We start from the raw sequence: 13,899 nt of genomic DNA on the forward strand, positions 1-13,899 counted from the left end.
CCCGACCGTGCCCGTGCCCCTGTCACCCCTGTCCGTGCGCCCGGTGCCGCCCGCCGTCGTGCCTAGGCCGCGCAACGCTCCCGCTCCTCACGCTCCAGCGCGCGTGCGTCCAGATCGCGGGACTCCAGCTCCTCGCGGAGCCGGGCGAGCGCCCGGTGCAGCGTGCTCTTGACCGTTCCGGCCGACATGCCGAGGGCGGCGGCCGTCTCCTCCGTGGACATCTGCTCCCAGTGTCGCAGCACCACGACACTGCGCTGCTTGGGTGCGAGCACCTTCATGATGTCCATCAGCAGGGCGCGGTCCGCGTGCTGCTCGGTGGAGTCGTCGACCGAGGCGTCCGGGAGCTGCTCGGTCGGCACCTCCTCCAGCTTCCGCGCCCGCCACCACTCGGTCCGCGTGTTGATCATCACGCGGCGCAGGTAGGCGTCCGCGAGCCGCTTGTCCGCTATGCCGTCCCAGCGGTGGTACGTCCGCACCAGCGCCGTCTGCAGCAGGTCCTGCGCGTCCACCGGGTCCGGGACCAGTCGGCGGGCGCTGCGCAGCAGCGCGTCCTGCCGGGTGCGGACGTACTCCTCGAACTCGAGCACCTCGCCCTGCGCCATGTTGACCGCCTCCGATTCCCCGTGTCCGCCGGTCTGTTCGCCGTCGGTTTCACTGCCTGTGCTTCGTAGTCGTCCCCGTCTGTCGGGTACGGAAATGAAGCTACGGAGGCGTTGTCACGGGCCTGTCCGAAGCAGCCTTCGGCTAGCGCTCGGCTGTCCGTCGGTTGTGTAACGGAATCAGGAAAGGGACAAAACGGAGGTCGGGTTGAGGTGAGTATGGGGTGATTTGTTGGGGTGGTGACCGTGCGACGGCCGTACGGCTGCTGTCTGTTCGCTGTCACACAGGCGCCGAAGCTGTGATGTGACGGTGCGTCAGGTTCGTCAGGTCAGCGGCAGTCGGTACGCCCCGCCCGGCAGCGGCTCCACCAGACCGTCCGCGACGAGGCCGTCCAGGGCGCGGGCGCGCTGCACCGGCTCGTGCCACACCCGGTCGAGGGCCGCCTGCGGAACGGGCCCGTGTGCCTCGCGGAGCACGGCGAGCAGCTTGCCGCGCACCTGGCGGTCGGTACCGGCGTACGTCTGCCCGCGGCGCGGCGGCCCGTCGTGCTCCGGCTTACCGGCCAGCCGCCAGGCACACCGGTCGGCGATCGGGCAACGGTGGCACGACTCGTTCTTGGCGGTGCACACCAGCGCGCCGAGCTCCATGGAGGCCGCGGCCCAGCGCGCGGCGATGTCTTCGTCGTCGGGCAGCAGGGCGCGGGCCAGCTTGCGTTCGGCCGCGGTGGTGGCGTTCGGCGGGTACTGCACGCCAGTGACGGCGCGGGCGAAGACCCGGCGGACGTTGGTGTCCAGTACGGGGTGCCGCTGGCCGTAGGCGAAGGAGGCGACCGCCGCGGCCGTGTACTCGCCGATGCCGGGCAGCGCGAGGAGCTGGGCGTGGTCGGTCGGTACGTCGCCGCCGTGCCGTTCCGCTATGGCGACGGCGGCACCGTGCAGCCGCAGCGCGCGGCGCGGGTAGCCGAGCCGGCCCCAGGCGCGGACGGCCTCGCCGGGGGCTTCCTTGGCGAGGTCGGCGGGGCGGGGCCAGCGGGACAGCCACTGTTCGTAGACGGGCAGGACGCGGTTCACGGGCGTCTGCTGCAGCATGAACTCGCTGACCATCACCCCCCAGGGGCCGGCCTCGGGGCGCCGCCAGGGGAGGTCGCGGGCGTTTTCGTCGAACCAGTCGATGACAAGGCTGTGCAGTGGCTGACCGAGGGGGCTCTCGGAGTCGGCGTCGGTGGGGTGGCAGTGCTGGGGCTTCGTGGGCGCAGTCATGGCCTTTCCGATCCTGCCATGTTGGGGGCGGCGGGGTGGGTAGGTGGCGGTGCCGGTGCGTTTGTGGCTGCGGGGCGCCAGACCTCCGCCCTCTCCAAGAAGTCGCGCCGCACCTGACGATCGGCAGCAGTGATGCCCCGCCCCCCCGGCTCGTGGCGTCGGCGCTCACGGCCGACCGGCTCGGGACGAACGAGCCGCGTGCCCTGTGGCAGCAGGCGGCAGGTCTGGTGGTGCTCGCCGCCGCGGTCGCCGTGGCCCGGCGGCGGGGCGTTCTCACCGGGTGGCGGGCAGACGCCGGGCGGGGCGGTCGCTTCCGGCACCGCGCGGCACGGACGTTCCGTGTGACAACGGACTTGAGGAGCTCACCGCGGACGTACGCCACAGCCGTGGCCAGAGGTGCAAGGGCCGCGATCGCGAACGCGCGGGAGCTGTCGCGTCTGGCTCGCCACCACCTGGTGACGAACAGCGCGGCGAGCAGCAGCAGTCAGGCCTCCGTCCCTGTCTCGGCCGTGTGCTGTACCCGCGTTGGAGTGTCGTGGGCGTAGTCGGTGATGTCGCGGTACAGCTCCGCGCCCTCGAAGTCCATGGTCGGAAGACAGGGGTGGAACGGCCGCCGCCGGGTGATGTCCGGGATGATGATCCGGAAAAGTTGCGGCCCTCGGCGGCGGGTGGAGCAAGCTAACGCGCCGATCTCTCGTACAGTTTGCGCCGTGGGATCTCTGCGCAATCCGGTCGGGCCGCTTCCCTCCTCCATCTACTGGCGACGGAGGGCCGTACTGCTGTCTGTGGTCGCCCTGTTGGCGCTGCTGATCACCTGGGTGGTCGCGTCGGGCGGCGGGGGCGGCAAGAACAACGCGGACGGATCCGACGGCAAGAATCCCGCACCTTCGACGATCACGCCGGGTCCGTCGGGCTCGGGTCCGGCGATCAGCCAGGCGCCGGGCGGGCGCGACGAGTCGACCGGTGGTGGGGGCTCCGGCGGGTCCGGCGACGGCTCCGGGTCCGGCACGGGGTCCGGGGACGGCAGCGGCTCCGGGGACTCCGGCGGGTCGGCCGGCTCGGGCAGCGGATCCGCGGGTGGCGGCTCGGGCAGCGGTGTCGGCGTGGACGACACGGTCGCGGCGGGCTCCACGCTGCCCAACTGCATCGCGGGACAGGTCAAGTTGGCCGTGCGGAGCCTGCACAACGCGTACGAGCCCGGCGAGACGCCCGCCCTGCTGCTGACCGCGACGAACTCCTCCACCTACGACTGCAAGGTCGACCTCGGCCCGAAGAACGCGGTGGTGACGATCACTCAGGCGGGCGCCGAGGACGACTTCTGGTCCTCCGCCGACTGCCCAAAGGTCGCCGGCAGCCTGCCGTTCCGAGTGCCCGCCGGCTCCAGCATCACGTACACGGTGAAGTGGGACCGCAACGCCAGCGCCCCCCAGTGCGCGACGCCTTCCGGGGGCACGGCCGGGCCGGGGACGTATCTGGTGGAGGCGAAGACACCGGGCTTCGGGACGGCGCAGACGTCGTTCGTGCTGGAGAACGACTGAGCGCTCTGCTGGGAGGCCGTGACGGCCGTCCGCTGTCTCCCGCTCAGTCGTGGCTGGTCGCGCAGTTCCCCGCGCCGCATTGGCGTACTGGACGTACCGGCGTTGCCAACGGCCAGTCGTCCAGACGGCATCACACCGCTAGCGCCGCGCTGCGCCACACCCAGCCCGCAGCCGCAACGCCGGGCACCTTCGCCATGGCCGCTGGCTCAGACGTACCGCTCCAGAATCGAGCTCTCCGCCAACCGCGAAAGCCCTTCCCGCACGCTCCGCGCCCGGGCCTCGCCAACCCCGTCCACGGTCTGCAAGTCATCCACGCTGGCAGCCAGAAGCTTCTGCAGCCCGCCGAAATGCTCCACCAGCCGGTCGATGATCGCCCCCGGCAGCCGCGGTACCTTGGCCAGCAACCGGAAGCCCCGCGGAGAAACCGCCGAGTCCAGCGCCTCCGGAGACCCCGTGTACCCCAATGCCCGTGCCACCGTCGGCAGTTCGAGCAGCTCCGCGTGCGTGAGCGCGTCCAGCTCGTACAGCGCCTCGTCGACCGTGCGGGACCGCTTGGCCGTCGGCTCGGGGACGTAGTCGCGCACCACGAGCTCGCGCTCGGGCTCCACACCCGCGATCAACTCGTCCAGTTGCAGCGCCAGAAGCCGCCCGTCCGTGCCCAGTTCCACGACGTACTCGGCGATCTCGGTCGCGATACGCCGCACCATCTCCAGCCGCTGGGCCACCGCCGAGACGTCGCGGACCGTCACCAGGTCCTCGATCTCCAGCGCTGACAACGTTCCCGCGACCTCGTCCAGGCGGAGCTTGTAGCGCTCCAGGGTCGCCAGGGCCTGGTTGGCGCGGGACAGAATCGCCGCGGAGTCCTCCAGGACGCGGCGCTGCCCGTCGACGTAGAGCGCGATCAGCCGCATCGACTGGGAGACCGAGACGACGGGGAAGCCGACCTGCTTGCTGACCCGGTCCGCCGTACGGTGCCGCGTGCCCGTCTCCTCCGTCGGGATCGTCGCGTCGGGCACGAACTGCACACCCGCCCGCAGGATCTTCGACAGATCGGACGACAGCACGATGCCGCCGTCCAGCTTGCACAGCTCCCGCAGGCGCGTCGCCGTGAACTCGACATCCAGGACGAACCCGCCCGTACACATCGTCTCGACGGTCTTGTCGAAGCCGAGCACGATGAGCCCGCCGGTGTTGCCGCGGAGCACGCGCTCCAGTCCGTCACGCAGGGCCGTGCCGGGAGCCACCGCGCTCAGCGAGGCGCGCATCAGGCCATCGGAACCGGCACTCCCACCGGACTTTCCGGGAGCTGCTACCCGGTCGTTGGCTGCCACTGCACTCCTCCGGTCGCAGGTTCTGGGGCGCTCCCGTTTCGCACACTCGGTTCGTACGGACGGGCGAGACCTGGGCAAAGTCTACCGGCGGTCCTCCTCGTCCCGTGGGGCCTCTCGCCGACGCGAGCGCGGAAGGACCCGGAGGGCGTCCCCTATGTCGGCCACTTCCAGCACCTTCATGCCGGCGGGGATCTTGCCCGGGTCGCCCGGTACAAGCGCGTGCGTGAAGCCCAGCCGGTGCGCCTCGGCGAGCCTGCGCTGCACGCCCGTGACCCGTCTGACCTCGCCCGCGAGGCCCACCTCGCCGATCGCGACGAGGTTCTTCGGGAGCGGGGTGTCGCTGGCGGCCGAGGCCAGGGCGAGGGCGACGGCGAGGTCGGCCGCGGGCTCGGAGAGCTTCACTCCGCCGACCGTCGCGGAGTAGATGTCCCGCTTGCCGAGCGCGCTGATCCTGCCCCGCTGCTCCAGTACGGCCAGCATCATCGAGACGCGCGAGGTCTCCAGACCGGAGGTGGTGCGGCGCGGGGACGGGATCTGTGAGTCGACCGTCAGCGCCTGGACTTCGGCGACCAGGGGGCGGCGGCCCTCCAGGGTGACGGTCAGACAGGTGCCGGGGACCGGTTCGTCACGACGGGTCAGGAAAAGTCCGCTTGGGTCGGTAAGGCCCGTGATGCCCTCGTCGTGCAGTTCGAAGCAGCCGACCTCATCGGTCGTCCCATAACGGTTCTTGACCCCGCGAACCAGTCGAAGCCGGGCATGCCGGTCACCCTCGAAGTGCAGCACCACGTCCACCAGATGCTCCAGCAGCCGCGGCCCCGCGATGGCGCCGTCCTTGGTGACATGGCCCACCAGGAGGGTGGACATCCCGCGCTCCTTGGAGGCCCGGATGAGGGCACCGGCCACCTCCCGGACCTGGGCCATGCCGCCGGGCGCCCCGTCGATCTCCGGGGAGGCCACGGTCTGTACGGAGTCGAGGATGAGCAGCGACGGCTTCACCGCGTCCAAGTGGCCGAGGATGGCGGCCAGATCGGTTTCGGCGGCGAGATAGAGGTGGTCGTCGATGGCGCCGATGCGGTCGGCGCGCAGCCGGACCTGGCTCGCCGACTCCTCGCCGGTGACATAGAGCGTGCGGTGCTCGTCGCTCGCCGACTTGGCCGCCACGTCCAGCAGCAGCGTGGACTTGCCGACGCCGGGTTCGCCCGCGACGAGGACGACGGCGCCGGGCACCAGACCGCCGCCGAGCACCCGGTCCAGCTCGGGCACGCCGGTGGGCCGCGCGGTCGCCTGCCGTCCGTCGACCTGGCCGATGGGCAGCGCCGACGTCGTCACCCGCCCCGGCGTCGTCGTACGGACCGCGGGCGCGCCGTACTCCTCGACCGTCCCCCAGGCCTGGCACTCGGGGCAGCGGCCGAGCCACTTGGCCGTCTGCCAGCCGCACTCCGTGCAGCGGTAGGACGGGCGGTCCTTCGTGGTCTTGGTACGGGCAGCCATGCGAAGAACCGTAACCGAGCCCACTGACAACGCCGTACGGCCGCGCATGCACCCACCGCTTCCGGGCCGCCGTATGGCCACCTCGTCATACGCAAGCCACCGGACTCCGCATGTGCAAGCCACCGAATTCCTCATGCGCAAGCGACCGAACTCGTCATGCACAAGCCACGGAATCCGGGGCTCCCGTCCCCGATTGAGGGATCGTTTCACCCGTATGGATTAAAACCGCTCAAGCGGCAAGAAGGCGCCACCTCAGGCCCCCTACGGTCCACCAATGATGAGCAGCAGTCCGGAAACCTCGACCCGCACCGCCGGCGCCCATCGAGCGCACCGGGAGGCGCGTGATCGCGCGACGGCGCGTACGGTCGCGCAGCGGCCGCCCGCGCGCTACGAGCCGTATCTGGACGGGCTGTTCACCTACTGCCTGTCCGTGCTGTGCGACCACGACGCCGCGACCGCCGCCCTCGGCGACGCCCTGGCGCTCGCCGAGCGGCGCGGGCAGCGCGTTCCGGAGGCCGCCGCGGACCGGCGGCCCTGGCTGTACGCGCTGGCCCGCTGGGCGTGTCTGCGCAAGCTGGCCGAGGCCAAGCAGAAACGTCAGAGCAGCCACGCGGCGGGCCGGCACGGCGCCCATCGGCAGACGGCGGCGCAGTCCGCGGGGCCGCCCGTCTCCGAGGAGGTCCAGGAACAGCGGCGCCGCGAACTCGCCCTGCTGGCCTGGCCGGAGGCCGCCGGCACCACCCCGGAGCAGCGCGAGGCCCTCGAACTCGCCGTACGCCACCACCTCGCCGCCCACGAAGTCGCCGCCGTCCTCGGCATGGACCTGGCCGCCGCCCGCGACCTGCTCGCCTCCGCCGCCTGCGAGGTCGAGCGCACGCGTGCGGCCCTCGCCGTCGTCGAGACCGGCGCCTGCCCGAGCGTCACCCGGCTCACCGGCGACAACCAGCTCGTGCTCAGCACGGCCCTGCGCCGCGAGCTCGTCCGGCACGTCGACGACTGCCCGCGCTGCCGTCGCACCGCCGAGCGCGCGGTCCCGGGCAGGTGGCCCGGCGCGACCGTCACCCCCGCCGAGCTGCCCGTCCTGGAGGCGCCCCGCGCGGCCCTGCACACGGCCATGGCGCACCACCCGCGCGCGCGGGGCGTCGCCGTGCCGCGCTTCGACCGGCGCGGCTTCCCGATGGACCCGAAGGACCGCGCCGCCCGCAGGGACCGGCTACGCGCGCGTGCCGTCACCACGACCGTCGTCGCCACCGTCGTCGCCGCCCCGGTCCTCGCCCTGTGGGCCGCCTACCGGGGCACCCCGACCGGCGAGGGTGTCGACGGCCACTCGGCCAGCGCGAGCGAGGCGCACGGCCCCGGCAGCCTCGACGGAGAGACGGCGGACGGCGGTTACGAGAACGCCGGCAACGCGAGCCCCGAACGAGGTGGCCGTTTCGGCAGCCGCGGCAAGCCGGACGTCTCGGTGGAGGTCATCGGCGTCAGCGGCGCGCACGGCACCGGTCACCTGGAGGTGACGGCCGGCCACAGCGGCGACACCACGCTCGTCACCCTGACGGCGACGGGGCGCACGCCGGTGCGCTGGTCCGCGACCACCGGCGCGCACTGGCTCTATCTGAGCCGGTCGGCGGGAACCCTGGCGCCCGGCGAGTCGTTGACGATCAAGGTGTACGTCGACCAGCTGCGCGAGCCGTCCGGGCACTGGAGCGCGCGCGTGGCGATCTCACCCGCCGGCGCCGTCGTCTCCATCGAGGGCTACGGCACCGCCCCCAGCCCCTCCGACCCGGGGCACGGCCCGGACCCGTATCCCACCGATCCCACCCACCCCGGCGATCCGACCGACCCCGGCAGCCCCCCGCCCTCGTCCTCCGGCCCCGATCCGACCCCGACGACCTCGGCCCCGCCCGACCCCATGCCCAGCGAGCCGCCGCCCTCGTCGCCCGACCCGTCCCCCACGGCCGGCGACCCCTCACCGTCCGCCCCGGGGAGCTCGCCACCGCCCGGCGGCAGCGGCGAACCGACCCTGTCGGCGTCCTAGCGCGCCGGCCTCCCGCTTCACCTAGTCCACGGGATCCGCCGGATGCGGTGCCAGCAGCGGCAGCTGCGACGCCAGCCGTGCCTCGCACAGCTCGACCAGGCGGTCGTAACCCGCCTTGCCCATCAGCTCGGTCAGCTCCGCCCGGTAGGACACGTACACCGGATCACCCGCGCCGTGCGCCGAGGTCGCCGACGTGCACCACCAGTGCAGGTCGTGGCCGCCGGGGCCCCAGCCACGGCGGTCGTACTCGCCGATCGACACCTGGAGCACCCGGGTGTCGTCGGGCCGGTCGATCCAGTCGTACGTCCGCCGGATCGGCAGCTGCCAGCAGACGTCCGGCTTGGTCTCCAGCGGCTCGCGGCCCTCCTTCAGGGCGAGGATGTGCAGCGAGCAGCCCGCGCCGCCGGCGAAGCCGGGCCGGTTCTGGAAGATGCACGAGCCCTGGTACGGGCGGGTCTGGCGGTCGCCGTCCTCGTCCTCCGAGATCCAGCCGTGCTCCATGCCCTCGTCATGGTGCTGCCAGATCTCCGGCGTGAGCCTCGCCACATGCTCGGCGACCCGCTTCTCGTCGTCCTCGTCGGAGAAGTGCGCGCCCAGCGTGCAGCAGCCGTCGTCCGCGCGGCCCGCCTGAATGCCCTGGCAGCCGCTGCCGAAGATGCAGTTCCAACGGGAGGTCAGCCATGTCAGATCACAGCGGAAAACCTGCTCGTCGTCCGCCGGATCAGGGAACTCCACCCATGCGCGCGCGAAGTCGAGCCCCTTCTCGTCCGGTTCCGGGGAGCCCTTCTCGGGCCGCTTCGACTTCGTGGCTGCCTTCGCCTGCGAAGAACCCGTGGCGGATTTGGCCGTCTTGTCGTTCTTCGCCTTTTTCGTCTTTGGCACGGATCCAGGGTACGGCGTCCGTACCTGCGCCTTCGAGGACGGAGGACCGCCCAGGTGGCAGTAGCGTTCCGTACATGAGACTCGGTGTCCTCGACGTTGGATCCAACACGGTGCATCTCCTGGTGGTGGATGCGCACCCGGGCGCGCGCCCGCTGCCCGCGCACTCGCACAAGGCGGAGCTGCGCCTTGCCCAACTCCTCGACGACAGTGGCGCCATCGATTCCGAGGGTGTCGACAAACTGATCGGCGTCGTCCATGAGGCGCTGCAGGCCGCCGAGGACAAGGGTGTCGAGGAGGTCCTTCCGTTCGCGACGTCCGCGGTGCGGGAGGCCAGCAACGCCGATGACGTCCTCGCGCGCGTGCAGGACGAAACCGGGGTCGAGCTGCAGGTTCTCACCGGCGAGGAGGAGGCTCGGCTGACCTTCCTCGCCGCCCGGCGCTGGTTCGGCTGGTCGGCCGGGAAGCTGCTGGTGCTGGACATCGGCGGCGGCTCCCTGGAGATCGCGTACGGCATCGACGAGGAGCCGGACGCGGCGGTGTCGCTGCCGCTGGGGGCGGGTCGGCTGACCGCCGCCTGGCTGCCGGGCGATCCGCCCGAGCCGGAGGACATACGGGCGCTACGACGCCACGTCCGCGCCCAGATCGCCCGCACGGTCGGCGAATTCAGCCGTTTCGGAGCCCCCGATCACGTGGTCGCCACCTCCAAGACCTTCAAGCAACTGGCCCGCCTCGCCGGCGCCGCCCGCTCCGCCGAGGGCCTCTACGTCCAGCGCGACCTGAAGCGGGAGTCCCTGGAGGCCTGGGTCCCCCGGCTGGCAGGCATGACCGCCGCCCAGCGGGCGGAACTGCCGGGCGTCTCGGAGGGTCGCGCGGGGCAGCTGCTCGCGGGGGCGCTGGTGGCCGAGGGGGCGATGGACCTGTTCGGCGTCGAGGCGCTGGAGATCTGCCCCTGGGCGCTGCGGGAGGGCGTGATCCTGCGGAAGCTGGATCACATGACGGTGGACTGACGGCCACTTTTCGGCGCTGGGCCAGGCGATCTCAGCCCGTCCGGCGCTTGAGGACGAGGCCCGTTCAGGGCCGAAGGGGAGGTCTGGGGGCGCGGCCCCCGGCGGGTCCGCGTCCACTCCGGGGGCGTCGTGAACCCCGCCACACTGTCAACCCTGGCCCCACTCCACCCCCGCGGCATATGCCCAGTTCGCGCCACTGACCACCCCCACGCCTCCATGGCGAGCCAACACCCATCCATTCCCCGGCCTCCAGCCCCGCCCCGTACTCTGTCCTTCGTGGCAGAACCAGTGGTGCGCATCCCGGATGCGAAGGTCGCCCTCTCGACGGCCTCCGTCTATCCGGAGTCGACGGCGACGGCCTTCGAGATCGCCGCGCGCCTCGGATACGACGGCGTCGAGGTCATGGTCTGGACCGACCCGGTCAGCCAGGACATGGAGGCGCTGCGCCGCCTCAGCGACTACCACCGCATCCCGATCCTCGCCGTCCACGCCCCCTGCCTGCTGATCACCCAGCGCGTATGGTCCACCGACCCCTGGACCAAGCTGCAGCGCGCCCAGGCGGCGGCCGAGAAGCTGGGGGCGAGCACGGTCGTCGTCCACCCGCCGTTCCGCTGGCAGCGCCAGTACGCCCGCGACTTCGTCGCCGGTATCTGGCGCATGGCGAACGAGACGCATGTGCGGTTCGCCGTCGAAAACATGTACCCGTGGCGCTACCGCGACCGCGAGATGCTCGCGTACGCCCCCGACTGGGACGTGACGAAGGACGACTACCGTCACTTCACGATCGATCTCAGCCATACGGCGACCGCCCGCACCGACGCGCTGCACATGATCGACCGCATGGGGGACCGGCTGGGCCACGTGCATCTCGCGGACGGCAGGGGTTCGGCCAAGGACGAGCACCTCGTCCCCGGCCGCGGCACCCAGCCCTGCGCGGAGGTGCTGGAGCGCCTCGCCCTGAACGGCTTCGACGGCCACGTCGTCATCGAGGTCAACACTCGCCGCGCGATGTCCAGCGCCGAACGTGAGGCCGACCTCGCCGAGGCCCTCGCCTTCACGCGGCTGCATCTGGCCTCGGCGGTGAAGGTGCCCCGACCGTGACCGACACCACGTCGGGCCGGGACGGGGCGGGTTCCCGACGCCGCGGCCGGCCCCCTCGTACGGAATCCGCCGACACCCGCGACCGCATCCTGAACGCGGCCCGCGAGGAGTTCTCCGAGCGCGGCTACGACAAGACGTCCGTGCGCGGCATCGCCAAGGCGGCCGGGGTCGACTCGGCTTTGGTGCACCACTACTTCGGCACCAAGGAGCAGGTCTTCGAGGCCTCCGTCGAGGTCGCGTTCGCCCCCGCCCTGAAGGTGCGCGACGCCGTCCTGGAAGGCCCTCTGGACGATGTCGGCGAGCGCATGACCCGCGTGATCTTCGGTCTCTGGGAGAACCCGGTGACGCGGAAGCCGCTGCTCGCGATCGTCCGGTCGGCCGTCAACAACGAGGCCGCGGCAGCCGTGTTCCGCCGTCTCGTCTCCGCCCAGCTGATGCGCCGCATCGCCGGCGAGATCGACGCGCCGGACGCGGAGCTGCGCACCGAGCTGGCGGCCGCCCAGCTGGTGGGCATCGCGATGATGCGGTACGTCATCAAGATCGAGCCGATCGCGTCGGCGGACGTGGAGCAGATCATCGCGCGGGTGGCGCCGGTGGTGCAGGGACATCTCACCGGCCGCTGACGCACGTACGACGGCTGTGGATCGCTGACGGCGGCTGTGGACAGCTGCGGTCGGCTGTTCCGCGAGACATGCGTCCCGCATTCCGGACACCCCGTCCCGACCCCTGGAAGACCGGCGTACGCTCGTTAGCAGTCAGAAGTCTCTGATCGCACTCTCTGAAGGAGCGAGCGACGATGCCCGAGCTGAGGTCCCGCACAGTCACCCACGGCCGCAACATGGCGGGCGCCCGCGCCCTTATGCGCGCCTCCGGTGTACCCGGTGCGGACATCGGCCGGAAGCCGATCATCGCCGTCGCGAACTCCTTCACCGAGTTCGTCCCGGGCCACACCCACCTCCAGCCGGTGGGCCGGATCGTCAGCGAGGCGATCCGTGAGGCGGGCGGCATCCCGCGCGAGTTCAACACGATCGCCGTCGACGACGGCATCGCGATGGGCCACGGCGGCATGCTGTACTCCCTGCCCTCCCGCGACCTGATCGCCGACTCGGTCGAGTACATGGTCGAGGCCCACTGCGCCGACGCCCTGATCTGCATCTCCAACTGCGACAAGATCACCCCGGGCATGCTGAACGCCGCCCTGCGGCTCAACATCCCCACGGTCTTCGTCTCCGGCGGCCCCATGGAGTCCGGCCGCGCCACCCTGGTCGACGGCACGGTCCGCACGCTCGACCTGGTCGACGCGATCTCCGACGCCGTGAACGACAAGATCTCGGACGAGGACATCCTCCGTATCGAGGAGAACGCCTGTCCGACCTGCGGCTCGTGTTCCGGCATGTTCACGGCCAACTCGATGAACTGCCTGACCGAGGCCATCGGGCTCTCCCTGCCCGGCAACGGCTCGGTGCTGGCCACGCACACCGCGCGCAAGCAGCTGTACGTCGACGCGGCCAACACGGTCATGGACATCACCCGCCGCTACTACGAGCAGGACGACGAGACGGTCCTCCCGCGCAACGTCGCCACCTTCGCGGCCTTCGAGAACGCGATGGCCCTCGACATCGCGATGGGCGGCTCCACCAACACGATCCTGCACCTGCTGGCGGCGGCCCAGGAGGCGGGTGTCCCCTTCGGCCTCAACGAGATCGACGCGGTCTCCCGCCGGGTCCCCTGTCTGGCGAAGGTGGCCCCCAACGTCGCCAAGGACCGCACGTACTACATGGAGGACGTGCACCGCGCCGGCGGCATCCCGGCCCTGCTGGGCGAGCTGCACCGCGGCGGCCTGCTCAACGAGGACGTGCACGCCGTCCACAGCCCGTCCCTCGCGGACTGGCTGAAGACCTGGGACGTGCGCGGTGGGTCGCCCTCGCCGCAGGCCGTCGAGCTGTGGCACGCCGCCCCCGGCTGCGTCCGGTCGGCGGAGGCCTTCTCGCAGTCCGAGCGCTGGGAGGCCCTCGACGAGGACGCCGAGGGCGGCTGCATCCGCAGCGTCGAGCACGCGTACTCCAAGGACGGCGGCCTCGCGGTCCTCAAGGGCAACCTGGCCGTCGACGGCTGCGTGGTCAAGACGGCCGGCGTCGACGAGTCCATCTGGACCTTCGAGGGCCCGGCGGTCGTCTGCGAGTCGCAGGAGGAGGCCGTCGAGAAGATCCTCAACAAGCAGGTGACGGACGGGGACGTCGTGGTCATCCGCTACGAGGGTCCGAAGGGCGGCCCCGGCATGCAGGAGATGCTCTACCCGACGTCCTTCCTCAAGGGCCGCGGCCTCGGCAAGACCTGCGCCCTGATCACCGACGGCCGCTTCTCCGGCGGCACCTCGGGCCTGTCCATCGGCCACGCCTCCCCGGAGGCCGCGTCCGGCGGCACGATCGCCCTCGTCGAGGACGGCGACCGGATCCGCATCGACATCCCGAACCGCTCGATCGAGCTACTCGTCGACGAGGCGGAACTCGCCCGCCGTGAGCAGGCGTTGGACGGGGCGTACGCCCCGAAGAACCGCGACCGCAAGGTGTCGGCGGCGCTGCGGGCGTACGCGGCGATGGCGACCAGCGCCGACAAGGGCGCGGTGCGGGATGTGACCAAGCTGGGCTGAGCCGC

11 protein-coding genes are annotated in these 13,899 nt (G+C 71.6%); 6 read left to right on the top strand and 5 right to left on the bottom strand.

The annotated features are described in order from the left end of the window. Positions 1 to 62 precede the first annotated feature (62 nt). Positions 63 to 602, bottom strand: a complete 540-nt coding sequence (locus tag ACQEV2_RS24035; protein ID WP_003999062.1) for a SigE family RNA polymerase sigma factor — start codon at positions 600 to 602, stop codon at positions 63 to 65. Positions 603 to 923: 321 nt separating this feature from the next. Continuing rightward, a complete protein-coding gene (locus ACQEV2_RS24040) occupies positions 924 to 1,859 on the bottom strand; it encodes an A/G-specific adenine glycosylase (protein ID WP_433045112.1) in 936 nt (311 codons plus the stop codon). Between the two features lie 710 nt (positions 1,860 to 2,569). Between ACQEV2_RS24040 and ACQEV2_RS24045 the strand changes: the two genes are divergently transcribed. Next, positions 2,570 to 3,397: a hypothetical protein gene (locus ACQEV2_RS24045; RefSeq protein ID WP_433045115.1), complete on the top strand. Its 828-nt coding sequence runs from the start codon at positions 2,570 to 2,572 to the stop codon at positions 3,395 to 3,397. A 206-nt stretch (positions 3,398 to 3,603) separates the two neighbouring features. Here ACQEV2_RS24045 and disA read toward each other — a convergent pair whose 3' ends face one another. Further along, positions 3,604 to 4,728 (bottom strand): DNA integrity scanning diadenylate cyclase DisA, encoded by a 1,125-nt coding sequence (gene disA, locus ACQEV2_RS24050; protein ID WP_433045118.1) that lies wholly within the window; start codon positions 4,726 to 4,728, stop codon positions 3,604 to 3,606. An 81-nt stretch (positions 4,729 to 4,809) separates the two neighbouring features. Continuing rightward, on the bottom strand, positions 4,810 to 6,219 hold the full coding sequence (gene radA, locus ACQEV2_RS24055; protein ID WP_433045121.1) for a DNA repair protein RadA: 1,410 nt from the start codon (positions 6,217 to 6,219) through the stop codon (positions 4,810 to 4,812). 274 nt (positions 6,220 to 6,493) lie between these two features. Here radA and ACQEV2_RS24060 point away from each other — a divergent pair, with 274 nt between their 5' ends. Continuing rightward, a complete protein-coding gene (locus ACQEV2_RS24060) occupies positions 6,494 to 8,254 on the top strand; it encodes a BACON domain-containing protein (RefSeq protein WP_433045124.1) in 1,761 nt (586 codons plus the stop codon). A gap of 21 nt (positions 8,255 to 8,275) precedes the next feature. On the opposite strand, the gene ACQEV2_RS24065 is transcribed toward ACQEV2_RS24060, so the two are convergent. Continuing rightward, a complete protein-coding gene (locus ACQEV2_RS24065) occupies positions 8,276 to 9,136 on the bottom strand; it encodes a hypothetical protein (RefSeq protein ID WP_433045127.1) in 861 nt (286 codons plus the stop codon). A gap of 74 nt (positions 9,137 to 9,210) precedes the next feature. Here ACQEV2_RS24065 and ACQEV2_RS24070 point away from each other — a divergent pair, with 74 nt between their 5' ends. The 4 genes from ACQEV2_RS24070 to ilvD all read left to right on the top strand — a co-directional run bounded on the left by ACQEV2_RS24070 (position 9,211) and on the right by ilvD (position 13,894). Beyond that, the gene (locus ACQEV2_RS24070; RefSeq protein WP_433045130.1) at positions 9,211 to 10,143 is read left to right on the top strand and encodes a Ppx/GppA family phosphatase; all 933 of its coding nucleotides are present in this window, start codon (positions 9,211 to 9,213) and stop codon (positions 10,141 to 10,143) included. Positions 10,144 to 10,419: 276 nt separating this feature from the next. Continuing rightward, a complete protein-coding gene (locus ACQEV2_RS24075; protein ID WP_433045133.1) occupies positions 10,420 to 11,244 on the top strand; it encodes a sugar phosphate isomerase/epimerase family protein in 825 nt (274 codons plus the stop codon). Beyond that, a complete protein-coding gene (locus ACQEV2_RS24080; RefSeq protein WP_433045136.1) occupies positions 11,241 to 11,867 on the top strand; it encodes a TetR family transcriptional regulator in 627 nt (208 codons plus the stop codon). Before ACQEV2_RS24075 ends, ACQEV2_RS24080 begins: the two co-directional genes overlap by 4 nt. Positions 11,868 to 12,040: 173 nt before the next feature. Next, positions 12,041 to 13,894: a dihydroxy-acid dehydratase gene (ilvD, locus tag ACQEV2_RS24085; protein WP_433045139.1), complete on the top strand. Its 1,854-nt coding sequence runs from the start codon at positions 12,041 to 12,043 to the stop codon at positions 13,892 to 13,894. The last annotated feature ends 5 nt before the right edge of the window (positions 13,895 to 13,899 follow it).

The sequence above is a fragment of the Streptomyces sp. CA-251387 genome (assembly GCF_050936625.1).
Classification (GTDB): Bacteria; Actinomycetota; Actinomycetes; order Streptomycetales; family Streptomycetaceae; genus Streptomyces.